The sequence below is a fragment of the Propionibacterium freudenreichii subsp. freudenreichii genome (genome assembly GCF_000940845.1).
Lineage (GTDB): Bacteria > Actinomycetota > Actinomycetes > Propionibacteriales > Propionibacteriaceae > Propionibacterium > Propionibacterium freudenreichii.
In genome coordinates this window covers 1,117,510-1,138,653 of sequence record NZ_CP010341.1, presented here as the reverse complement: position 1 = coordinate 1,138,653, position 21,144 = coordinate 1,117,510, and the positions used below count along the sequence as shown (strand labels likewise).

The 21,144-nt window shown below is 68.0% G+C and carries 19 protein-coding genes, 1 tRNA gene, 2 pseudogenes and 1 riboswitch; of the genes and pseudogenes, 14 read left to right on the top strand and 8 right to left on the bottom strand.

Annotated features, from left to right (window positions below; translation table 11 throughout):
* Positions 1 to 79 precede the first annotated feature (79 nt).
* The 3 genes from RM25_RS11835 to dnaG form a co-directional block, all read right to left on the bottom strand.
* Positions 80 to 628 (bottom strand): hypothetical protein, encoded by a 549-nt coding sequence (locus tag RM25_RS11835; protein WP_013161101.1) that lies wholly within the window; start codon positions 626 to 628, stop codon positions 80 to 82.
* Between the two features lie 97 nt (positions 629 to 725).
* The gene (locus RM25_RS11830) at positions 726 to 1,544 is read right to left on the bottom strand and encodes a sigma factor-like helix-turn-helix DNA-binding protein (protein ID WP_013161102.1); all 819 of its coding nucleotides are present in this window, start codon (positions 1,542 to 1,544) and stop codon (positions 726 to 728) included.
* A 108-nt stretch (positions 1,545 to 1,652) separates the two neighbouring features.
* The gene (dnaG, locus tag RM25_RS04840; RefSeq protein WP_044636135.1) at positions 1,653 to 3,521 is read right to left on the bottom strand and encodes a DNA primase; all 1,869 of its coding nucleotides are present in this window, start codon (positions 3,519 to 3,521) and stop codon (positions 1,653 to 1,655) included.
* Between the two features lie 169 nt (positions 3,522 to 3,690).
* Here dnaG and RM25_RS04835 point away from each other — a divergent pair, with 169 nt between their 5' ends.
* The 6 genes and pseudogenes from RM25_RS04835 to RM25_RS04810 all read left to right on the top strand — a co-directional run bounded on the left by RM25_RS04835 (position 3,691) and on the right by RM25_RS04810 (position 8,984).
* Complete coding sequence (locus RM25_RS04835) at positions 3,691 to 4,386, top strand: TenA family protein (RefSeq protein WP_051733997.1); 696 nt, start codon at positions 3,691 to 3,693, stop codon at positions 4,384 to 4,386.
* 73 nt (positions 4,387 to 4,459) lie between these two features.
* Positions 4,460 to 4,756 (top strand): VOC family protein, encoded by a 297-nt coding sequence (locus tag RM25_RS04830; protein ID WP_044636703.1) that lies wholly within the window; start codon positions 4,460 to 4,462, stop codon positions 4,754 to 4,756.
* A gap of 269 nt (positions 4,757 to 5,025) precedes the next feature.
* Positions 5,026 to 5,607 carry a hypothetical protein gene (locus RM25_RS04825; protein WP_044636134.1) on the top strand — a complete coding sequence of 194 codons (582 nt, stop codon included), beginning with the start codon at positions 5,026 to 5,028 and terminating at the stop codon, positions 5,605 to 5,607.
* A 57-nt stretch (positions 5,608 to 5,664) separates the two neighbouring features.
* A pseudogene (locus tag RM25_RS04820) lies at positions 5,665 to 6,995 on the top strand (ISL3-like element ISPfr3 family transposase).
* A 55-nt stretch (positions 6,996 to 7,050) separates the two neighbouring features.
* Entirely contained in the window at positions 7,051 to 7,923 is an 873-nt protein-coding gene (locus RM25_RS13215; protein ID WP_257009056.1) for a hypothetical protein, read from the top strand.
* A gap of 104 nt (positions 7,924 to 8,027) precedes the next feature.
* Complete coding sequence (locus RM25_RS04810) at positions 8,028 to 8,984, top strand: ADP-ribosylglycohydrolase family protein (protein ID WP_013161107.1); 957 nt, start codon at positions 8,028 to 8,030, stop codon at positions 8,982 to 8,984.
* Between the two features lie 394 nt (positions 8,985 to 9,378).
* Here RM25_RS04810 and RM25_RS13210 read toward each other — a convergent pair whose 3' ends face one another.
* Positions 9,379 to 9,576, bottom strand: coding sequence for a hypothetical protein (locus tag RM25_RS13210; RefSeq protein WP_158487049.1), 198 nt, complete (start codon positions 9,574 to 9,576; stop codon positions 9,379 to 9,381).
* On the opposite strand from RM25_RS13210, the gene RM25_RS13205 reads away from it, so the two are divergent.
* On the top strand, positions 9,538 to 9,723 hold the full coding sequence (locus tag RM25_RS13205) for a TM2 domain-containing protein (RefSeq protein WP_044636132.1): 186 nt from the start codon (positions 9,538 to 9,540) through the stop codon (positions 9,721 to 9,723). The two genes, RM25_RS13210 and RM25_RS13205, sit on opposite strands and share 39 nt — an antisense overlap.
* Before the next feature lie 164 nt (positions 9,724 to 9,887).
* Here RM25_RS13205 and RM25_RS04800 read toward each other — a convergent pair.
* Together RM25_RS04800 and otsB are read right to left on the bottom strand one after the other, a co-directional pair.
* A tRNA-Ile gene (locus RM25_RS04800) sits at positions 9,888 to 9,961 on the bottom strand.
* Positions 9,962 to 10,036: 75 nt separating this feature from the next.
* Entirely contained in the window at positions 10,037 to 10,894 is an 858-nt protein-coding gene (otsB, locus tag RM25_RS04795; protein ID WP_044636131.1) for a trehalose-phosphatase, read from the bottom strand.
* A 161-nt stretch (positions 10,895 to 11,055) separates the two neighbouring features.
* On the opposite strand from otsB, the pseudogene RM25_RS04790 reads away from it, so the two are divergent.
* Positions 11,056 to 11,343, top strand: a pseudogene (locus RM25_RS04790) (trehalose-6-phosphate synthase); the annotation flags it as partial.
* Positions 11,344 to 11,349: 6 nt separating this feature from the next.
* Here RM25_RS04790 and RM25_RS04785 read toward each other — a convergent pair.
* Complete coding sequence (locus tag RM25_RS04785) at positions 11,350 to 12,675, bottom strand: ISL3-like element ISPfr2 family transposase (protein WP_026138135.1); 1,326 nt, start codon at positions 12,673 to 12,675, stop codon at positions 11,350 to 11,352.
* 61 nt (positions 12,676 to 12,736) lie between these two features.
* Here RM25_RS04785 and RM25_RS04780 point away from each other — a divergent pair, with 61 nt between their 5' ends.
* On the top strand, positions 12,737 to 13,984 hold the full coding sequence (locus RM25_RS04780; RefSeq protein WP_044636129.1) for an alpha,alpha-trehalose-phosphate synthase (UDP-forming): 1,248 nt from the start codon (positions 12,737 to 12,739) through the stop codon (positions 13,982 to 13,984).
* A gap of 85 nt (positions 13,985 to 14,069) precedes the next feature.
* A riboswitch (cobalamin riboswitch) is annotated at positions 14,070 to 14,126 on the top strand.
* Positions 14,127 to 14,242: 116 nt separating this feature from the next.
* Here the strand turns inward: RM25_RS04780 and RM25_RS04775 are convergent.
* The gene (locus tag RM25_RS04775) at positions 14,243 to 14,821 is read right to left on the bottom strand and encodes a histidine phosphatase family protein (protein ID WP_044636702.1); all 579 of its coding nucleotides are present in this window, start codon (positions 14,819 to 14,821) and stop codon (positions 14,243 to 14,245) included.
* On the opposite strand from RM25_RS04775, the gene cbiB reads away from it, so the two are divergent.
* The 5 genes from cbiB to cobU are packed head-to-tail and all read left to right on the top strand — an operon-like array spanning position 14,783 to position 21,144.
* On the top strand, positions 14,783 to 15,856 hold the full coding sequence (cbiB, locus tag RM25_RS04770; RefSeq protein ID WP_052809112.1) for an adenosylcobinamide-phosphate synthase CbiB: 1,074 nt from the start codon (positions 14,783 to 14,785) through the stop codon (positions 15,854 to 15,856). The two genes, RM25_RS04775 and cbiB, sit on opposite strands and share 39 nt — an antisense overlap.
* Positions 15,835 to 17,298, top strand: coding sequence for a cobyric acid synthase (locus tag RM25_RS04765; RefSeq protein ID WP_430270608.1), 1,464 nt, complete (start codon positions 15,835 to 15,837; stop codon positions 17,296 to 17,298). Before cbiB ends, RM25_RS04765 begins: the two co-directional genes overlap by 22 nt.
* Entirely contained in the window at positions 17,295 to 17,897 is a 603-nt protein-coding gene (cobO, locus tag RM25_RS04760) for a cob(I)yrinic acid a,c-diamide adenosyltransferase (RefSeq protein ID WP_013161115.1), read from the top strand. Before RM25_RS04765 ends, cobO begins: the two co-directional genes overlap by 4 nt.
* Positions 17,891 to 20,476, top strand: a complete 2,586-nt coding sequence (locus tag RM25_RS04755; RefSeq protein ID WP_044636128.1) for a bifunctional hydrogenobyrinic acid a,c-diamide synthase/histidinol phosphate aminotransferase CobBC — start codon at positions 17,891 to 17,893, stop codon at positions 20,474 to 20,476. Before cobO ends, RM25_RS04755 begins: the two co-directional genes overlap by 7 nt.
* Entirely contained in the window at positions 20,473 to 21,144 is a 672-nt protein-coding gene (gene cobU, locus RM25_RS04750; protein WP_013161117.1) for a bifunctional adenosylcobinamide kinase/adenosylcobinamide-phosphate guanylyltransferase, read from the top strand. Before RM25_RS04755 ends, cobU begins: the two co-directional genes overlap by 4 nt.

Here is a 21,144-nt window from a genome sequence, read left to right as displayed (position 1 = left end):
CTGGGCAAGCTGCCCAACGCTCGTAAAACGATACCAGCAATGACCTGTCAAGAAAAATCCGGGCGCCTGGGGCGGTCGCTCACAGCTCGTACTCGTCGCGCAGCTCAGCGGTGCGGCGCACGATGTGTTCCCGGACTTCGGGGTCCGCCATGTTCGTGCGCTTGAGGGGCTGTGCAGTCCAGGTGATGGGACCGTCGGCCACCGGATTGCGACGTCCCGCGATGAGCACCGAGCCCTTTCCCTCCGAGACCTCACTGGTGTCCTCCACCAGGATGGACGCCCGCACCCGTTCGCGGAAGACTCCCGGGAGACGATCCGTGGTCGTCACGGCGATCTGTCCGACCGTGCCGTCGAGCAGGAGCCACGACAGGGTCTTGGTGGCGTTGTCCCAATCGCCATTCTGGATGTTCTCCCAACCGATGACCTGCCACGTTCCCCGGCCGGACTGCCCGGCGTCGGATGTGGGCACCTCGGTCGTCAGCACGCAGAAGGCCTCCGGCGTGGCCAGGCAGGTCCCGGTGGGTCCCGAAGCCGTCGCCAGCACGGAGGGTCGATGACCCAGGACAGTCGACAGCGCCTTGAGCTGTTCCCGGCCGGGGCCGGCATGGGTGTCACGAGAAGATGCCATGACCCAATTGTGGCCCATTGCGGATTCCGCCCTGTGACAGCGTTCCTGTCCGACGGGCCTCCGGGGTCCGGCAAGCCCGCATGATCGGCGCGGTCGGTCAGGCGGCGAGTTCGGCGTGGACCAATGCCCGGCCCCGACGCAGGGCCCGCTGCTTGAGGCGGGACACCGCCGAGACGCTCATTCCCATGTGCTCCGCGATCTGCACGAGCGTCTGCGCGCGCCCGTTGCGGATCCCGAAATTGAGCTCCAGGACACGGCGTTCCTGATCGGCCAGTTCCGACAGGAAGCTGACATCGTGGACGGGTCGTTCGTCGGGGATGGTCTGCTCCAGGATGTCCTGATCGGCCTCGACGCGCCGGGCCTGGCCCAGGTCGCGGCGCACGGCCTCCACCGAGCGACCCACGAGATCGGCCACTTCGCGGTCTGACACCGGCGCCCCACGGCTGGCCGACGCGCGTGATCGGGCACGTTCGATCCGCGCCACGCGCCGGGCATGGGCAACGGTGCCTGATCCACAGCTGCGATTACCCACTGCGGCGATGGCAACCTGCTGGGACACCAGGTACCAGGCGAGTGTGCTGAACCGCCATCCAAGTGCATGGTCAAAGCGCATGATCGCCTCCACCAGGCCCATGCATCCCTCGTGCACCAGATCCTCCGAATCAGGGTGGGTGACCGGCACCCAACGGGCGACCACACAACGCACCAGGGAGATATTGCCCTCGAAGAACTTCTGCCACGCCAACTCACCGTGCGCCACCACCTGCCTCAGCTCCTCAGCACTGGCACCGCAGGGCGACTGGTCCTGCTCGAGGGCATGGCCGGCAAAGACGCCGGCCTCGATCAGGCGGGCGAGCTCCCGCTCATCGGCTGCGTCCAGGCGAGGGGAGATGCTGGCAATCTGTGTGGCGTCCATGGCGGCAGTCTGCCGGCGGGTCGTCGGCGCCACCATGCCTGTGGATGATCCGGCAGGGCGTTCCCGGGCCTGTGGACGGCCGTTGGGGTCGGGCGTGGGGCCGGGGCCCTATTCGGTGAGGCCGAGACTGGCCTGGGACAGCTTCTTGCGGCTGGTCTCGAGGTCGAGCAGCTTCATGAACATGGCGTCGTAGGCGTCCTTGTCCTGGAGCGGATTGGTCCGCTGCAGCCGCGACTTGAGATCGTCGATCGCCCGAGCCGTGGTGAGCAGCTTCAGGCGCGAGGTGTAGGCCGAGGCATATCCCTCATCCGGACTGCGCAGGATGGGCTCCACCAGGAGTGCAATCTCCAGCTGGCGGACCAGCTCGTCGCCGGTGGCCTGCTGAAGGCTGTCGGTCCATCCGGTCGGGACATAGGGGGTCGACAGGATCGCGCCGAACAACGCCCGGAACGCCGGGTGGGTGAAATCGGAGGTCGACACGCCGTTCCAGGCGGTATCGAACAACGTCGGATGCTGGAGCATCAGCTTCAACGTGCCCCGCTCGACATCCAGGTTCCGGTCATTGCGATCGGGCCACCCCGGGGAGTCGCCCGGTTCCACCGGATCGGCATCCTCGCTGACCACCGGCACCGGGGGCTCGCGGCGTCCGCCGGCACCCTGATTGCGGGCCTGCTTGAGGATGCGCCGCACCTCGTCCACGTCCATGCCGACCAGTCGGGACAGGTCCCGCACATATTCCCCCACCAGGTTGGCATCGCGGATGGAGGCCAGCATCCCGGCCGCCGCTCGCACCGCAGCGACCCTGCCGTCGGCCCGATCCAGGTCGTATCCGGCGACCGTGTGGGCCATCACATAGCGGTAGAGGGGCTCGCGACGTCCGACAAGTTCGCGTACTGCGGCATCGCCCTTGGCCATTCTCAGGTCACAGGGATCCAGGCCGTTCGGTTCGACGGCCACATAGGTCTGGGTGGTGAAGGAGCGGTCCAGCTTGTACACCTTCAGTGCGGCCGCCTGACCGGCCTTGTCTCCGTCGAAGGTGAAGACGATCTCGCCCTGGGTCGAATCGTTGTTGCCCATCAGCCGTTGCAGCAGCCGGGCATGGTCCGGCCCGAAGGCGGTGCCACAGACCGCCACCGCCGTGTCCACGCCGGCGAGGTGGGCGGACATCACGTCGGTATAGCCCTCCATCACCACGGCCTGGAGCTTCTTGCCGATGTTCTGCCGGGCCAGGTCAAGGCCATAGAGCACGTGCGACTTCCTGTAGACCGGCGTCTCGGGCGTGTTGATGTACTTGGCGGGCAGCCGGTCATCGTCATACAGGTGGCGGGCACCGAATCCGAGCACTGACGCCCCGGAGTCCTTGATCGGCCACATCACCCGGCCCTGGAAGTAGTCCCAACCCCCATGTTCGCGGATGAGGCCGGCTGATACGAGCTCGTCGTCACGGAATCCGGCGTGGTTGAGGTGGCGGTGCAGGGCGCGTCCGTCACGGGGCGCATAGCCCACGCCGAAGTGTTCGGCCGCCGGACGGTCGAAGCCACGCCCGTCGAGCATGCGCCGCGCCTCGAGCGCTTCCGGAGCGGCCAGCGCCTTCGAGTAGAACTCGGCGGCCAGCTTGTTGGCCTCCATGATGCGGACCCGCAGCCCGGCCGGGAGTGACGGCTTGCCGTCGTCGACGATCCGCAGTTGCACCCCCACCTTGTCGGCCAGGGTCTGGACCGCCTCGGTGAAGGTGAGGTTGTCGATCTTCTGCATGAAGGTGATCACATCGCCGCCCACCCCGCAGCCGAAGCAGTAGAACAGGCCGCGGGCCGGCGTCACCTGGAAGCTGGGCGTCTTCTCGTCATGGAAGGGGCACAGGCCCTTCAGCGAGCCGCCCCCGGCATTGCGAAGGGTGACATAGGCACCGACGATGTTGTCGATGCGGGCACGCTCACGAACGAGGGCGATGTCCTCGTCATTGATACGTCCGGCCATGGCATGCAGTCTATGCAGCAACAGAAGCGATCACGAGAGTCGCTACCGCCCCCGCGGTGGGGCCGACGCTACGCTGACGGCCACACCCATGTCACGGGGCGCCCCAGCGGGTCGAGATCGCGCCCGTCGAACCTGGTCCAGGCCGTACCAACGAAGGGATGTCGCCTTGATGCGCATGCAGACCGATCCCCCCACCTCCGGCCCGGCGGCCGTTGGCCGGCAGATCACCGACGGTTGGTGGGGCCGCATTGGTGACATCCGTCGCCAGATCGACGAGCTGGAATTCATCCGTGGACTGGGCGACGGCAGCCTGCCCCGTGAGGCCTTCCTGTGGTACCTGCGTCAGGACGCCCTCTACCTGCACGACTATGCCCGGATCCTGGCCGCTGCCGGTGAGGTGTCGCCAACCCCGGCAGAACAGGAGTTCTGGACCCATGGCGCCCAGAGCTCGGTGGCGATGGAGCTTGAGCTGCACAAGTCCTGGATTCCGGCCGATGCCATGGCCCACCTGGCGCCCAGCCCGGTCACGCAGGCCTACCTGGACCAGCTTGCCGACGTGGCCGCCGGCCGTGACTACGGGCAGATCGTGGCCGCGGTGCTGCCCTGCTATTGGATCTACGCCGACGTGGGAGCACGGTTGGCACGACTCAACCGCCCCGGGCATCGCTACGGTTCCTGGCTTGATACCTACTCGGACGAGGAATTTGCCGAACAGACCCGTCAGGCGATCGGTTTCGCCGGGGCCGCCGCAGCCCGGAGCACCGAGCCCGGACGGCACCGGATGTGGCAGGCGTTCAATGAGGCAAGCTGGCACGAGCTGCGGTTCTTCGCCGCCCCGCTGGAACTCGGGGTGCGGGAGGGCTGAGTCCGTCCGCGGAGGACACCACCGCTTTCCCGCCGTGATGGTCGGGCGCTGTGCGCGGGCCCACAATGGGGCCATGTCTGAGGGGAATGTGATCAGGGTCCTGGCGCGGATCTACGTTGACGACCTGGCAGGCTCGTTACCCCTGTATGAGCAATTGACCGGGCAATCATCGCCGCACACCTTCACGTTCGGCGCCACCCGGCTGGCCCGGGTCGGCGATTTTCTCCTGATCGAGGGGGCAGACGCCCGGGTGCGCTCCCATGCGGCGACGATCGCGGTGCGCGATGTGGCCGAGGTGGTCGCTGCGGTGACCAAGGCCGGCGGCCAGTTGCTGGAAGGTCCTGCCGAGGGACCCAATGGTCCCCGATAGGTTGCGCGCCATCCCGATGGGAACATCGTGGAATACGTCCAGGTATCCGGGGAGGGTTAGCCCCCGGCGCAGCTCCAAGGCGCCGTGGGATGGGGTCTTCGACGGGTTCCCCTGTCCGGGCTCGCCCGCTGGAAGTCATCCCGAGTTACCGAGTTCCGAATTGTGTGGGTGCCGGCCATTAGGGTCGACACCAGCTCCGACATCACGGTGTTTCCGGAGCCGAGGCTGTCCCCCGCAGCTGAGAAAATCCCACACAAGGAATCGCCCACATGGATGCGCACACGCTCGAAGATGAGTTCGAAGAGCTCCTTGCCGCGGCCTACCGCTCATCGTTCGGCAAGGACCCCACCGACCTGTGGCTGGCCGCAATCGCTTCACGCGCCGGAACACGAGGCGCCGTGGCAACGCTCAACCAAGCAGGCGATCTCCTGGGGGTTTCACGCGAGCGAATCCGACAAGTCATGGCCCGGATCACGCCCGCCCTTCAGGGAATGCTGCGCGCGCAACTCTGGATGATTGCCCTGACGATTGCGCAGTATTCACCGGCGGCAGAACCTGTTGGCAGATATCTGGCGCCCCTGGGGCTGTCCCGCCCGACCCTGACCGGCGAGGGATTCCTCAATCTCCTCAAGCTCACGGGCACTTCGGCCGGGGAGCTCATCGGTGACGACCTGGTCGTCGTGGACGGATGGCTCGTCAGGGGAACGCAGATGCAGGTCACGAAATCGCTGCCCATGGCCAACCGACAGACCAGTTCCTTCGGGATGACCACGATCACGACAATCTGGCTCTTCCCAGATGAGGGTGTAGCGCACGTCGCGCGGCGGGCCGGCGCGTCGGTGGCCGGATAGAGGTCGAGGTCTCCCGAGGATGAGAGCTCCTACACACTCAGCCCGAAAGACCTCGACGTGCACGACGCTACCGTCGGCGGGCGCGCTGATGCGTTCGCCAGCCCCGACCTGACTGCCTTCTGCCGCCTCGACGAACTCGGCCTCGTTGTCACCGGGCAGCGACTCGAGCCGGATCGTGCCGTATTGGCCTGCCAGGTGGTCGAGCCCGACCAGTGGTGCCGGCGCTGCGGCTGCGAAGGGAGACCACGTGACACCGTGGTCCGACGGCTTACCCACGAACCACTGGGCTGGCGGCCCACGACGCTGGAGGTCGTCGTGCGCCGTTACCGCTGCAGCGGCTGCGGGTATGTGTGGCGCCAGGACACCACCGCCGCGGCCGAGCCCCGGGCCAAGTTGTCTCGGCGCGCTCTGCGGTGGGCGCTGGAAGGGATCGTGGTCCAGCACCTGACCGTGGCTCGGGTCGCCGAGGGGCTCGGGGTGGCCTGGGACACCGCCAACGACGCCGTTCTGGCCGAGGGCAAGCGGGTGCTGATCGACGAGGAGCACCGCTTCGAGGGGGTGAAGGTCGTCGGGGTCGATGAGCACGTGTGGAGGCACACCCGTCGCGGCGACAGGTACGTCACCGTGATCATCGACCTCACCCCAGTGCGAGATGGCACCGGCCCGGCACGGCTGCTGGACATGGTCGAAGGACGCTCCAAGCAGGCGTTCAAGACCTGGCTGGCCGACCGCCCGCAGGAGTGGCGCGACGGCGTGGAGGTGGTCGCGATGGACGGCTTCACCGGGTTCAAGACCGCCGCCGTCGAGGAACTGCCCGACGTGGTGACCGTGCTAGATCCCTTCCACGTCACGCGCCTCGCTGGCGAGGCGCTCGATGAGTGCCGACGGCGAGTTCAGCAGGCCATCTGTGGGCACCGCGGCCGCAAGGGCGACCCGCTCTATGCCGCCCGCCGGACCCTGTCCACCGGCGCCGACCTGCTCAACGACAAGCAGAAGGACCGACTGGACACCCTGTTCGCCGACGACGCCCACGTCGAGGTCGAGGTCACCTGGAGCGTCTACCAGCGCATGATCGCCGCCTACCGCCACGAGAACCGGCGCCACGGCCGCGAGCTGATGGCCCGGCTCATCGACTCGATCAGCACCGGCGTCCCCAAGGCCCTGGTCGAGATCACCAAGCTCGGCAGGACGCTGAAGAAGCGCGCCGCCGACGTCCTGGCCTACTTCGACCGGCCCAGCACCTCCAACGGGCCCACCGAGGCGATCAACGGCAGGCTCGAGCACCTGCGCGGCTCGGCGCGGGGGTTCCGCAACCTGACCAACTACATCGCCAGATCCCTGCTCGAGACCGGCGGGTTCAGACCCGACTACACCCTGGATTCGGATGAGCCGACAATCTGCCACGCCCTCATGACCCCGTCCGAGTCGCCCGATCCCGCAGCAGTGCAGCGCATCCTGCGAGCCGAACCCACGGTGCGGTGGTTCGGCGATTGGCTGTGGGTCCACAAGGATGACCAGGGCCCCCATGCCAATCGGCTTGTGAACACCGCCCGATCGATCCTGTCAGTCAATTCGCCCCAAACGATCACCTCCATTCACGAGGGTGCGCAGCGCCTGTGGAAGTTCCGCCGCCTCGAGCTCCTTCCGCCAGTGGAGGCGATGCGGGCCTTCTTCGGGAACCATTCGGGATTCGAGGTCGATGGGGACCAGGTCAGAGCGCTCGAGCCCCTCGACTACCACGAGGTCCTTGGTGGGGTCACGGCGACGATGATCGACATCCTGAAGAGCTCCCCCTATCAGGTGATGGACCGCCAATCGCTGCGCGAGGCGTGCCGAGAAGCCGGAATCGCCCCGGGCACATCGACCGTATGGACCACCTACGCGGAGTGGATGCAGAAGTTCGCCCAGAACGTCTGGGGGCTTCGCGGCAGTGAACCCGATATGCAGGCAGTGGAGCGAATTCGCCGGGCCGCCCGGGCCCGCTCGGAGGCGGAGCCGCACAGGAAGAGTTCCTCACTCATCCCCGGCGGCGCCATCCAGACCATGGACGTGACCACATCATGCCTCGCAACGGGCGTCCTGTCGTTTGCGCCCGAGGTCCATCGTCTCGTCGCCGGCAGTGCGCTGGACATCGTGCGGGCGTCGGAATCGCTCGGTAGGGCGAAATTCGGCGCATCACACTTCTTCAGCTGGGGGTGGCTCCCCATGTTGCGCTCGTTGGACGCCAAACCGGGTGATGTCCTGCGCATCAGCATTGACCCGGCCGCCGCCCGCGCCGAGGTTCAACTGGGAGGGCCGGAACTGTGGGGACCATGAATCGTTCGCGAAGCAGCTGTGTCCCCCGGCCTGACGGGCTCCGGCCGTCACCCCCGGCCGCGCGTGGCCCGGAGCTTGTTGGCCTCGGCGGGAAGGCCTGACGCATGGAGTTCTCACCGCAGGTCATGGACCGCGCAGCCGGTGTTCTGGTGGGCCAGGCAGTGGGCGACGCCCTGGGCGTGCCCTACGAGTTCGCCGCCCCGATTCGCGCGGGTGATGCGCGGATGGTGGGTGGTGGCCTGGGGCCCTATGAACCCGGTGAATGGTCCGACGACACCCAGATGGCAGTCTGCGTTGCGCGCGTCGCGGCGTCCGGCACTCGCCTCACGCGGTCGGATGCACTGGATGCCGTCGCCGCAGCGTTCATCGATTGGAAGCACAACGCAGCCTCGGACATCGGCAATCAGACCGCAACCGTCCTCGAGATGGCGTCCCGCCATGACGGCGTCGGCCTCGGCGAGGCGATGACGGCCATCGCTCGCGATGTCGGGCGGCGGGGCCAGGCCGGCAACGGCGGACTCATGAGGACATCCGTCGTGGGACTGGCCGCCGTGGGCTCCGCCGAGGAGACCGCCAGCGCGGCCGCGCGGGTTTGCGCGCTGACGCACGGCGAACCGCGCTGCATCGAGTCGTCCGTGCTGTGGTCGTTGGCCGTGCGCAACGCGGTCCTCACCGGCAATCTGGACGTTCGCAGCGGACTCCCACAGCTCGCCCCCGAGCGGCGATCGTGGTGGCAACGCCAGATCGCATCCGCGGAGGACGGACCGCCGTCCAGCTTCACCCCGAATGGCTACACAGTGACCGCCTTCCAGGCGGCCTGGGCATCGATCCACGCCACCGCACACCTCGACGGGACGCAACACATCGCCGCAGCCCTGCAGGAGGCGGTCTCCATCGGCAATGACACCGACACCGTGGCCGCCATCGCTGGTGGACTGCTCGGGGCCGCCTACGGAGCGTCCAGAATCCCCGGGAACTGGGTTGACCAGGTGCACGGTTGGCCCGGACTTCGTGCCGGCGGCCTGCGCGAATTGGCGATGGCGATGCTCACTGCAGCCTGACGGCGGGCCGGGACAGCTGCCAGCGGGCAGCAAGCCGGTGGAGCGGAGCCGGTCAGCCGCGCCTGTGGCCGGACCTGGTCACGCCCCGGGGAAACCGCGATTTCTTCAGCACCCGAATCGGGGTGCGCGCCTGCCTGCCCGACGAACCGCATGTGGTCCTGCCGCCCGGGACGGCCCACGCAGGTGATCGGCGAGGAGAACCGCGCCGACGAGCTGGCCCACCTGCTGAACGGACAGTCCCGATGTCACACGGTGGCGAGCCTGCACACGCCGGTGCGGCGCGCCGGGCGCTGGTGACCGACGGTCGGCCAACGGCGGATGTCGTTCTGGATCTCGCCCAGGGTCCCGATATTGGTCCCGGATGGATCAATGCCAACGTCTACGGACGACAGTGCTAGCCGCAGTTCCCGCCCATCTCGTCGCCGTGGGCTCTCCGGCAGGTGCCCAGTGACCCTCCGCAGCAGGAGGCTCCCAGACGCCGGCGCAGGGCCAGCGCGGCTACCAACAGGCCTTCGGACAGCCGCCCGTCAGTGACAAGAACCGCACGGCGGCCCTGCTGCTGTGCATATTCCTGGGATGGCTCGGTGTTCATCGGTTCTATACGGGCAAGGCCGGCACCGGAATCGTCTGGTTGCTCACGGCAGGATGCCTTGGCATCGGGTGGATCGTCGACATCATCATGATCGCCACCGGATCGTTCCGTGACATCAACAATCGGCCGATCCTGAACTGGGAGTAGGCGCTGGTGGGCGCCCACATGCAGAAGAGCCGCTGACCATTTCGGTCGGCGGCTCTTCTGCATGTGCGAGTGCTCGAACTCACTTGCCACCGCGTACGCTACCGATGTGCTACCGAGGCACTTGACGAGTCGCTCGAATCACGCTCTGACTACGTGTTTTGCAGTGGGGCGTGTGGGGCTCGAACCCACGACCCAGGGATTATGAGTCCCCTGCTCTGACCTGCTGAGCTAACGCCCCGGCTGGGCTACTCTATCGACGCGAATCGGCCCGTCGCCAGATCTGTATCAGCCCCGCCGCATCGGAACGCCCGGCTCAACTGCCGGTGCTGGTGAGGGAGGTGAGCCAGGCCGCAATGCCGGAGGGTCCTTCACACAGCACATCGGCGCGTTCGCGCAGGCTGGGCACCTCATCCGAGGCGGACACCACGCAGGCCGCACGCCGTCCGGTGCGACGCCGCCACTTGATGAGCACGGCGAACGCGGAGATGTCACCCAGGTCGTCGCCGCAGAAGGCAGCCGCGCCGATCGAGGGATCGTCCAACAGCTTGGCCACCACATCACCCTTGTCGCTGTGACCGGCGCGCAGCTCCACCACATTGCGACCCGGTTCGGTGATCAGGCCCAGCCGGTCGGCAAGGGTGTCCAGCCGGGGGGTCAGTTCCACCAGCGCCTCGGCGGGATCGGCTGCGCGGCGTGTGTGCACGCCAATCGCCAGCCCCTTGTCCTCGATCGCGGTTCCCCGCAGTGCCGGATTCTGCGCCGACAGGTCGGCCAACATGCGTTCGATCTGCAGTTTCGCCTCGCCGATGGCCGGCGGTTGCGCGGGCACGTGGATGTGCCCGGTCGCGCCGTTCCAGGTCTCCGCTCCGTACTGGCCGAATACACGAAGTCGACTGGTGTCCGGAAGCATCGCGAAGCCGCCCAGTTGGAGCGCCACATCGACCGGCCGACCGGTCACGATCGCCACCCGACCCACCCGGGTGAGCAGTCGTTCCAGCGCCGCCATCGCCTCAGGATCAGGCCTGGCATCCTGTGGGTCAGCGACGATCGGTGCCAGGGTGCCGTCAAAGTCCAGGCAGATCAATGCGTTACTGGGATCATCGATTATCGCCTCGGTCGTCGCCCTGCCCTCGTCGGTGGGAAAACTGACCAGATCTGATCCGCTCGTCATGCCATCCACTGTGCCAGAACACTGCCCCAACCGGTGTCACGCGAGCCGCCGGACGCTCCGGGAGAAATCCCCGGGAGCCCTGCGCAGCCCGCCGTCGCAGAATTCGTGGGCGCACGGATTGGTAGCCTCAGACCAAGAGAACAGCCGAGGAGGTCTGTGTCGTGAGTGAGGATCAACAATCCATCCCCAGTGCGCCCGCCGACGATGGACGTACCGAAGATCCCGTACCGCGCGATGCCCCTGCCGCCGGCACATCACAGTTTGTCGTGGTGGCCAACAGGCTTCCGGTAGATCGCGTACAGAATGACGACGACTCCTCGGGCTGGGCCCTGTCTCCCGGCGGCCTGGTGACGGCCCTCATCCCCGTGATGAAGGACCATGGTGGCACCTGGGTCGGCTGGGTCGGCTCGGCCGACGAACATATCGAGCCCTTCACCTTCGATGGCTATGGCGGCTCATCCCAATCGGGGGTGTAGGAGTTGGGGTCTGAAGCCGCCGGTCTCGAGCAGGCTTCGGGCGATGTAGTTGGTCAGGTTGCGGAACCCGAGTGCGGAGCCGCGCAGGTGTTCGAGCCGTCCGTTGAGCGCCTCGGTCGGCCCGTTGCTGGTGCCGGGTCGTTCGAAGTAGGCGAGCACGTCAGCGGCTCGCTTCTTCAGGGTCCGGCCCAGGGTGGTGAGCTCGGTGAGCACCTTGGGGACGCCGGCGCTGAGGTCGGTGATCAGCTTCTCCATGAGCTCGCGGCCACGTTGCCGGTCCTCGTGGCGATAGGCGGCGATCATGCGCTGGTAGACACCCCAGGTCGCCTCGACCTCGACGTGAGCGTCATCAACGAACAGCGCGCGTAGCCTGTCGCTCTGCTTGTCGGTGAGCAGGTCCGCGCCGGTGTGCAGCGTGCGCCGCGACTTGTAGAGCGGGTCGTCCCTGAACCCACGGTGCCCGTGGATCGCGAGTTGGACCCGGCGCCGGCACCTGTCGAGGGCGTCACCGGCCAGGCGCACGACGTGGAAGGGATCCATCACCGTGACCGCGTCCGGGATCTCCTCTGCAGCGGCGGTCTTGAACCCGGTGAAGCCGTCCATCGCGACCACCTCGACCGCGTCACGGAAGGCGTCGTCGCGGTCGGCGAGCCAGGTCTTGAACGCCGCCTTCGACCGGCCCTCGACCATGTCCAGCAGCCTTGCTGGGCCGGCGCCATCGCGGACCGGGGTGAGGTCGATGATCACGGTGACGTACTTGTCGCCACGCCTGGTGTGGCGCCAGACGTGCTCATCGACGCCAATGACCTTCACGCCCTCAAACCGCGTGGGGTCGTTGATCAGCAGCCGCTTGCCTTCAGCCAGGACCGCGTTGTTGGCGGTGTCCCACGCGACCCCGAGTCCCTCGGCGACACGGGCGACGGTGAGGTGTGCGACCACGATCCCTTCCAGCGCCCACCGCAGCCCGGTGCGCGAGAGCTTCGCGCGTGGCTCCGCCGCGGCGCTGGTGTCTTGGCGCCACACGTGTCCGCAGTCGGCACAGCGGTAGCGGCGCACTACAACTTCCAGCACGGTCGGTCGCCAGCCCAGCGGCTCGTGGGCCAACCGCCGGATCACGGTGTCACGAGCAGCGCCTTCGCTGCCGCACCGTCGGCACCACTGATCTGGTTCCACCACGCGGCACGCGAGGACCGCACGATCCGGTTCAAGTCGTTGTCCGGTCACGCTCAGACCGAGGCCGTCGAGTCGAGCGAAGGCGGTCAGGTCAGGGCGGCCGAAGCCGGCCGGCGGGGTAGCGTCGGACACGTCGAGGTCTTTCGGATGGATGGCGTAGGAACCTCCATCGTCGGGAGACCTCGACGTCTATCTGCGGACCGACGCGCCCGGCCGACCTACACCCTCATCTGAGAAGACCCGCTATGGCATCATGCCCGTGGACCTGTCGGCCCAGGAATTCAATGAGTACTACGAGGGCATGTCGAACGCCACCTTCTGGCCGCTCTACCACGACTGCGTCGAGCACCCTGAATACCACCGTGAATGGTGGGACAGCTATATGGAGGTGAACCAACGGTTCGCCACCGCTGCGGCGGAGGTCGCCGCACCCGGCGCCACTGTGTGGGTCCAGGACTACCAATTGCAGAATGTGCCCGCGCTCCTGCGTCAAATGCGTCCCGACCTGAAGATCAGGTTCTTCCTGCACATTCCCTTTCCGCCCTCGGAGCTGTTCATGCAACTGCCATGGCGCTACCAGGTGATCAGTGGACTGCTCGGCTCCGACCAGATCGGTTTCCAGGACCCCGGGTCGGCCCGCAATTTCGCGCACCTGGTCCGTCGCCTGGCCGGCATGCGCACCCAGGGCGACCGCATCTTCTCCCCCGACGGCCGAGTGATCCTAGCGCGTGCCTATCCCATCTCCATTGACGCGCAGGAGATCCTCGACCTGTCGCGCACGCCACAGGCGAGGGCCGAGGCCGAGCAGCTCCGCGAGGACCTGGGCAATCCCGACAAGATCTTCCTGGGCGTCGACCGGCTCGACTACACCAAGGGCCTGCGTCATCGCGTGCGGGCCTTCGGCGAATTGTTCACCTCCGGGCAACTCGACCCGATGCGCAATGTCTACCTGCAGATCGCCACCCCGACCCGCGAGGGCGTGGCGCGCTACCAGGTGTTGCGCAGCATCATCGATGAGATGGTCGGACGCATCAACTCGTCCGTCGGGCGCATCGGGCGCTCCCCCATCGAGTACCGCCACGCCAGCTACCCCAAGATGGCCCTGGCCGCGATGTACCGGGCCGCCGATGTGATGGTGGTGACCCCGCTGCGCGATGGCATGAACCTGGTGGCGAAGGAGTACGTGGCCTCCCACGACTCGGACGCCGGTGCCCTGGTGCTCAGCGAATTCGCGGGCGCCTCACTGGAGCTGAAACAGGCCTACATGGTCAATCCCTACGACCTCAACGGCATGAAGAACCAGCTGTTGCGCGCCGCCGGCGACACCCATGCGAACCATGTGCGCCGCATGCGCTCCATGCGCAAGCAAGTCTTCCGCCATGACATCGACGCGTGGGCCAACAGCTTCCTGACCGATCTGGGCACGGAACGGCCCGTGTGAGCCGCAGAACAACCGCCCGCCTCGGCATTGACCCGGTGTACTAGGGTCAATGTGCTGGCCTCGGCCAGCGCGCGTCCGCAGCGAAGCCGGTGGGAATCCGGCACTGTCCCGCAACGGTGATGGGGCCCGGCCCCGAGTCCGGTCGACTGTGGACGTGTCCCCACATTGCCCCGGCGCAAGGTCAGCCCCACGAGCTGCCTGCGCGTGCACCGCGAAGGACGGCCCGTGGATTTGAGGTTCTTGTCCGAGCCCACAGGCTCACGAGGGCAGCAGCGCCCTGCCGTCCCAACCCAGGTAACGCACCTGCCCATGGGCAAGGCGGTCCCAAGCGACGTCCCGATGTCCCAGCCCGGCGAGCATCGACGTGAAGGCACAGGCCATGTCGCCGTGTCCGACGACGACCACGCGCCGGGCACCACGCGCCGCCACCATCATGACGAAGAGCCGCAGGCGCGCATAGACATCGGCGATGCTCTCCCCGCCACCCCACCGGACCTCGGTGATCTCGCGACCGGCGGGCGTCGGCTGCGCCACAAGATCGCCCACTGGCAGCCCATCCATCGCGCCGTGGTCCTGCTCACGCAGCAGGGCCGTGCAGTTCAGCGGCAGGCGGGTGGTCTGGGCAATTTCCTGGGCGGTGCTTCGGGCGCGAACCATGTCGCTGCTCCACAACATGTCGGCATGCCACCGGGTCAGGCCATGGGCCGCGCCGCGGGCCTGCGTCCGGCCCAGGGTGGTGAGCTCGGGACCCAGTTCGTGCCCCAGCACGCGTCCACCAATGTTCCCGGTGGACTCCCCATGGCGCACCAGGGCGAAATCGATGCCGCGATCAAGCATGCGGTGAGCCTAGCCGCGGACGACCACGGCTGGGGCAGCCGTGCCGTCGGCCTGATCAGTGCTGTGACGGCGGATCGGCTCATCCCCGATCCGGCGAATCCCTGGCATCCCGTGGCCTGGTTTGGCACATGGGCGGGCTGGCTGGAGAAGAAGATGTGGCGCGACTCTGTCGGTCAGGGCGCGGCCTATCTCGTGGTGGCCCTCCTGCCGGTCGCCACCCTCGGCGTTGCCGTGGAGGCCGCGACCCGCCGCCATCCGCTGGCCCATGCGACAGCAACGGCGGCCGCAGGATGGTTGGTGATCGGCTCACAGTCGCTGGCCACCGAGGGCGAGCAGATGGCCGACGAGCTGGAAGGCGACGACCTGTCCGCCGCCCGGGACCGGTTGCCCCACCTGTGCGGACGCATCCCCGACACCATGCCGGAACAGGAGTTGGCCCGCGGAACCATCGAGTCCCTGGCAGAGAACACGGCCGACTCGGGCGTGGCATCCCTGTGGTGGGGATCGGTCGCGGGCATTCCCGGCATGCTGATCCATCGCGCGTCGAACACCCTGGACGCGATGGTCGGACACCACAACGAGCACTTCGAGCACTTCGGCAAGTGCGCAGCCCGCCTGGACGACGGGCTTGACTGGATCCCGGCACGCCTCACCGGCATCCTGGGTGCGATCTGCGCACCCTCCGTGGGCGGGAGGGTCGTCACCACCGCTCGCATCGTCGCCCGTGACGCCCGCAACCATCCAAGCCCCAATGGCGGATGGTGCGAATCCGCCTGGGCCGGCGCACTCGGCGTCCAATTGGGGGGACGCAATGTCTACCCCGGGGGAAGGGTCGAGCACCGTGGGCTGCTGGGCAACGGCCACCGGCCCCGTGCCGGGCAGGTGCGCGACGGTGCCCGACTGGTCCGCGTGGTCACCGCCGCAGCCACGGCCCTGGCGGCCGGGGCCTGCCTGGGAATCGGGCAGCTCATCCGCGCACATTCGTCAGCACGCAAGGCCCCGACACATTCGCCATCACGAAAGGCATCCCGATGACCGGAATCCTGCTCACCGGCACCAGCTCCGACGCCGGGAAGTCAGCACTCGTCACGGGCCTGTGCGGCGCACTTCGCCAGCGCGGCATCGATGTCGCGCCGTTCAAGTCCCAGAACATGTCGAACAATTCGATGGTCTGCCCCGACGGCGCCGAGATCGGACGCGCACAGTACCTGCAGGCGACCGCCGCCGGCGTCACCCCCGAGGCCGCCATGAATCCCGTGCTCCTCAAGCCGGGCACGGATCGGCGCAGCTTCATCGTGCTGATGGGCCGTCCCGACGGGGAGCTCGACGCCGGGGAGTACGCCACCGGGCGCAAGCACCTCGCCGAGGCGGCCTACGACGCCTACTCCGACCTGGCCTCGCGCCACGAGCTCATCGTCTGCGAGGGCGCCGGCTCGCCGGCGGAGATCAACCTGCGGGCGGGCGACTACGTCAACATGGGCCTGGCCCGTCACTTCGGGCTGCCCACGGTGATCATCGGGGACATCGATCGTGGCGGGGTCCTGGCCAGCCTCTACGGCACGTGGGCGCTGCTGGAGGCCGAGGACCGCGCGCTCCTGAAGGGCTACATCATCAACAAGTTCCGTGGCGACGGGGCACTCCTGGAGCCCGGACTGCAGGAGATCACCACGCGCACCGGACTGGCGAACCTGGGCGTGATGCCCTGGTTGGAGGACGTCTGGTTCGATGGCGAGGACGCCCTGCAGGTGGACCGGTGGCCCGCCCAGAGCGGCGCCGGGGACCGGCTGGTGGTCGCCGCCGTGCGGCTGCCCCGGATCTCGAACTCAACCGACATTGACGCCCTGGCGACCGAGCCCGGCGTCGAAGTGCAGGTGACCGCCGATCCCGCCACCTGCGCGCGTGCCGACCTGGTGGTGCTGCCCGGCAGCCGCGCGACCGTCGATGACCTGGACTGGCTGCGCAAACGCGGCATCGCGCAGGCGATCGTCCAGCGTCGCCGCGAGGACAAGCCGATCCTGGGAATCTGTGGCGGCTTCGAGATGATGGCCAACACCATCGACGACGATATTGAGTCGAGCGCGGGATCAGTGCCCGGACTGGGAGTGCTGCCCGCCCGCTTCCGCTTCGACGCCGAGAAGGTCGTTCGCACCGCGCAGTATCACTTCGATGAACTCGCCGTGGATGGCTATGAGATCCACCACGGCCGTTTCGAGGTGGACGGCGGCGAGGCCTTCTTGGACGGCGTCCGCAGCGGGAATTCGTTCGGCACGATGCTGCACGGCAGTCTGGAGAATGACGGCTTCCGGCGGCGTTTCCTGCACATGGTCGCCCGCAACACCGGGTCTACCTGGGAGCCGGACGACGCCCGGCCGGGATACCAGCAGCTGCGCGCCACGATGATCCGGACGCTGTCGACGGCCATGGCCGAATATGTCGACGTCGACGCGATGCTCGCCATGACGGGACTGGCCCGATGAGCGGATCCGCGCCGCAGCGCACCGAGCCGACCACCGCCGAACTGCGCCACCGCCCCCGACTGATCGTGAACACCGGGAACGGCAAGGGCAAGTCCACCGCCGCATTCGGCATGGGACTGCGGGCCTGGGCGCAGGGCTGGTCGATCGGGGTCTTCCAGTTCATCAAGTCGGGACGTTGGCACACCGGCGAGCAGCAGGCCTATGCACAGCTCGACCAGGCCCATCGGACGACCGGAGTCGGCGGACCGGTGGAATGGCAATCACTCGGATCCGGCTGGTCGTGGCTGAGGGCGACCGAGGGCACCGACCAGGCAGCCATGGCGGCCGCGGGCTGGGCCCACGTGCGCACCCTGCTCGCCGCACAGACCCACCGGCTCTACATCCTCGACGAATTCGCCCATGTGCTCAACAAGGGATGGCTGGATGTCGACGAGGTCGCTGACGACCTGGCACATCGTCCCGGCACGCAACATGTGGTGATCACCGGACGCAACTGCCCCGCCGGAATCATCGGGATCGCCGACATCGTCACGTCCATGGACAACGTCAAACATCCCTTTGGCAAGGGAGAACGAGGACAGGCGGGTATCGAATGGTGACGGCGACGGCTCTTCCGCGGGTGCTCATCGCGGCCCCCGCGTCCAGCCAGGGAAAGACCACCGTGGCCATCGGCCTGATGGCGGCCCTGCGGGCCTCGGGGCGCAGCGTGGCCGGATTCAAGGTGGGCCCCGACTACATCGATCCGGGCTATCACGCACTGGCCTGCGGTCGCCCCGGCCGCAACCTGGATCCCTATTTGTGCGGGCCCGAGCGCATTGCGCCGTTGTTCGCCCATGGCGCGCTGCATCCCGAACCCGCGGACATCTCGGTCGTCGAAGGCGTGATGGGCATGTTCGACGGCAAGCTCGGCGCGTGGCCCGACGGCACCGATGACCCCGCCGGTTTTGGCTCATCGGCCCATATCGCCAGGCTGCTCGATGCCCCCGTGCTGCTCGTGGTCGACGGCTCACACAGTGCCCGTACCGCCGCAGCCCTGTGCCATGGCCTGGCCAGCTACGATCCCCGCATCCATGTGGCCGGCGTCATCCTCAATCGGGTGATGGGTGCCCGCGTGGTCGACGAGATCACCCGGGGCTGCGCACGTGTCGGCCTGCCGGTGCTGGGGGCTCTGCCGAAAAGCACGCGGGTGGCCGTGGGCTCACGCCACCTGGGACTGGTCACGGCCGACGAGCAGGGTGACGCGATCGGCATCGTGCAGCAGGCCGGTGAGCTCGTCGCCGCACACCTCGACCTCGACGCCATCGCCACGATCGCCGGTGGGGCCCCTGACCTGGCCGTCGATCCCTGGGATCCCGCCGCAGAGGTCGAACCGGTACCGGGGCGTCCGGTCATCGCCATGGCCTCGGGTCCCGCATTCACCTTCCGGTACACCGAAACCGCAGAACTGCTGGAGGCGGCCGGCTGCCGGGTGACGGCCTTCGATCCGCTCACCGCCCGGGGCCTTCCGGCCGATGTGTCCGGCCTGTACCTGGGGGGTGGTTTCCCCGAGGAGCACGCCGAGGCGCTCGCCGGCAACACCTCCCTGGGCGCTGAAATCGCCTCACGCGTGTCCGAGGGCCTGCCGACGGTGGCCGAGTGTGCGGGGCTGCTCTACCTGTGCCGCAGCCTGGATGGACTGGCGATGGCCGGGGTGGTCGACGCCGACTCGTCCATGACGCCGCGCCTGACCATCGGCTACCACCACGCCCGCGCCGCCAACGACAGCTTCCTGATGCGCGCCGGGGAGCGCTATCGGGCCCATGAGTTCCACCGCACCACCCTGGACACGCCCCCCTACGACCGCGACCCCGGACCACAACGGCTGGGCGACCAACGGTTGGCGTGGGACGTGGAGACCCCGACGGGGGGCAACCGACCCGAGGGGGTGCTGGTCGCCCCGACCCCCGGTTCCGCGCCCAGCGTCCACGCCTCCTACCAGCACCTGCACTGGGCAGGGAGTCCGGTACTGGCGCAACGCTTCGCCCGGGCGGCGAGCGAATATGGGCACACCGGCCATCACTCCCCCCGGCCTGCCGCCACGACGCCGGGAGATGCGTTGTCCGCAGCGCCCGACCTCACCCATCACGGGGATCGCGATGTGCTGCCCGGCCTGGTCGACTTGGCGGTGAACGTGCGCGATGTGCGACCTCCGGCCTGGCTCGTGGAGCGCATCGTCGCCTCCAGCGACCAGTGGGCCCACTACCCCGATCAGCGCGAAGCGACCCGTGCGGTGGCACTGCGCCATGGCGTCAACCCCGACCAGGTACTGCTCACGGCCGGGTCCTCGGAGGCGTTCAGCCTGATCGCCCACGGGTTCTCCCCGCGCTGGGCGGTCGTGGTGCATCCCCAGTTCACCGAACCAGAGGTGGCCCTGCGCAACGCCGGGCGCCCGGTCGGCCGCCTGGTGCTCCATGCCTCGGATGGCTTCCAGTTCGATCACGAACTGCTGGACCCCAGGGCCGACATGGTGGTCATCGGCAATCCGACCAATCCCACCGGCGTGCTGCATTCGGCGGCGAGCCTGCGCGCGTTGTGCCGGCCCGGACGCGTGGTGGTGGTTGACGAGGCATTCATGGACGCCGTGCCGGGCGAGCCCGAGAGCCTCATCGGGGCACGCATGGATGGCCTGTTGGTCACCCGCTCGTTCACGAAGACTTGGAGCGTCCCGGGGCTGCGGATCGGATATGTGGTCGGGGATCCCGCGCTCATTCGCGTCCTGGCGCACGAACAGCCCTGTTGGCCCATCTCCACCCCCGCCCTGGTCACCGCCCGCGAATGCTCCACGCCACGCGCCGTGGAGCAGGCCACCTCAGATGCCCGACAGGCGGCGCAGGACCGCCGACACCTGGTGGCCCGCCTGGCCGGGATCGGCATCCAGACCGTCGGGGAGGCCAGGGCCCCCTTCGTCCTAGTCGACCTGCGCGCCCACCCGCCCGGTGGGCTTCGTGCGGGATTGCGGACGCTCGGCTTCACCGTGCGCAGCGGCGAGAGCTTCCCCGGCCTGGGCGCGGGCTGGTTGCGGCTCGCGGTTCGCCACCCGGACATCAGCGACGCGTTCGTCGCTGCCCTGGCCCGCACCATCGACGCACTGGACACAGCGCAGCACCCCATGCGACCACCACAAGGAGACATCAGATGACCCGCATCGTCGTGGACGTTCCTGACAGTCCCGAGTCCCGAAGGCTGCTCGATCAGCTGTCAGGCCTCGGTGCCCGGCAACGTCCGGCACGAACCCTCGTCACCGGGGGCGCCCGGAGCGGGAAGTCCAGCTATGCCGAGGCGCTGCTGGGGTCGTTCGACCACGTCGACTACATCGCCACCTCGCAACGCAACCCTGACGACCCCGAGTGGATGGCCCGCATCGCCGCCCACGTCGCGCGCCGCCCGAAGAGCTGGAACACCGTGGAGACCCTTGACGTGGCGCAGGTGCTGTCCGACGACGGCTCCCCCGCCCTGGTCGATTGCCTGGGCGTGTGGCTCACCCGCGAGCTGGACGTCACCGACGCCTGGCAGCACCCGGAGCAGGCCCGCCCCGAGCTGCAGCACCGCATCGATGAGTTGGCCACTGCGGTCGCCGGCTCCCCGCGCCGCGTGGTGCTGGTCACCAACGAGGTCGGTTCCGGCGTGGTGCCCGCCACGCAGGCAGGGCGCACCTTCCGTGACTGGCTGGGAATCCTCAACGCCAGCGTCGCGGACGCCTGCGACGAGGTACTGCTGTGCGTCGCCGGACGGGCGCTGAGCCTGCCACCGCGACCGGGAGGCCCTCATGGCGCCGGCACGGACCCCCAACCGAAGGACGCGATCTGA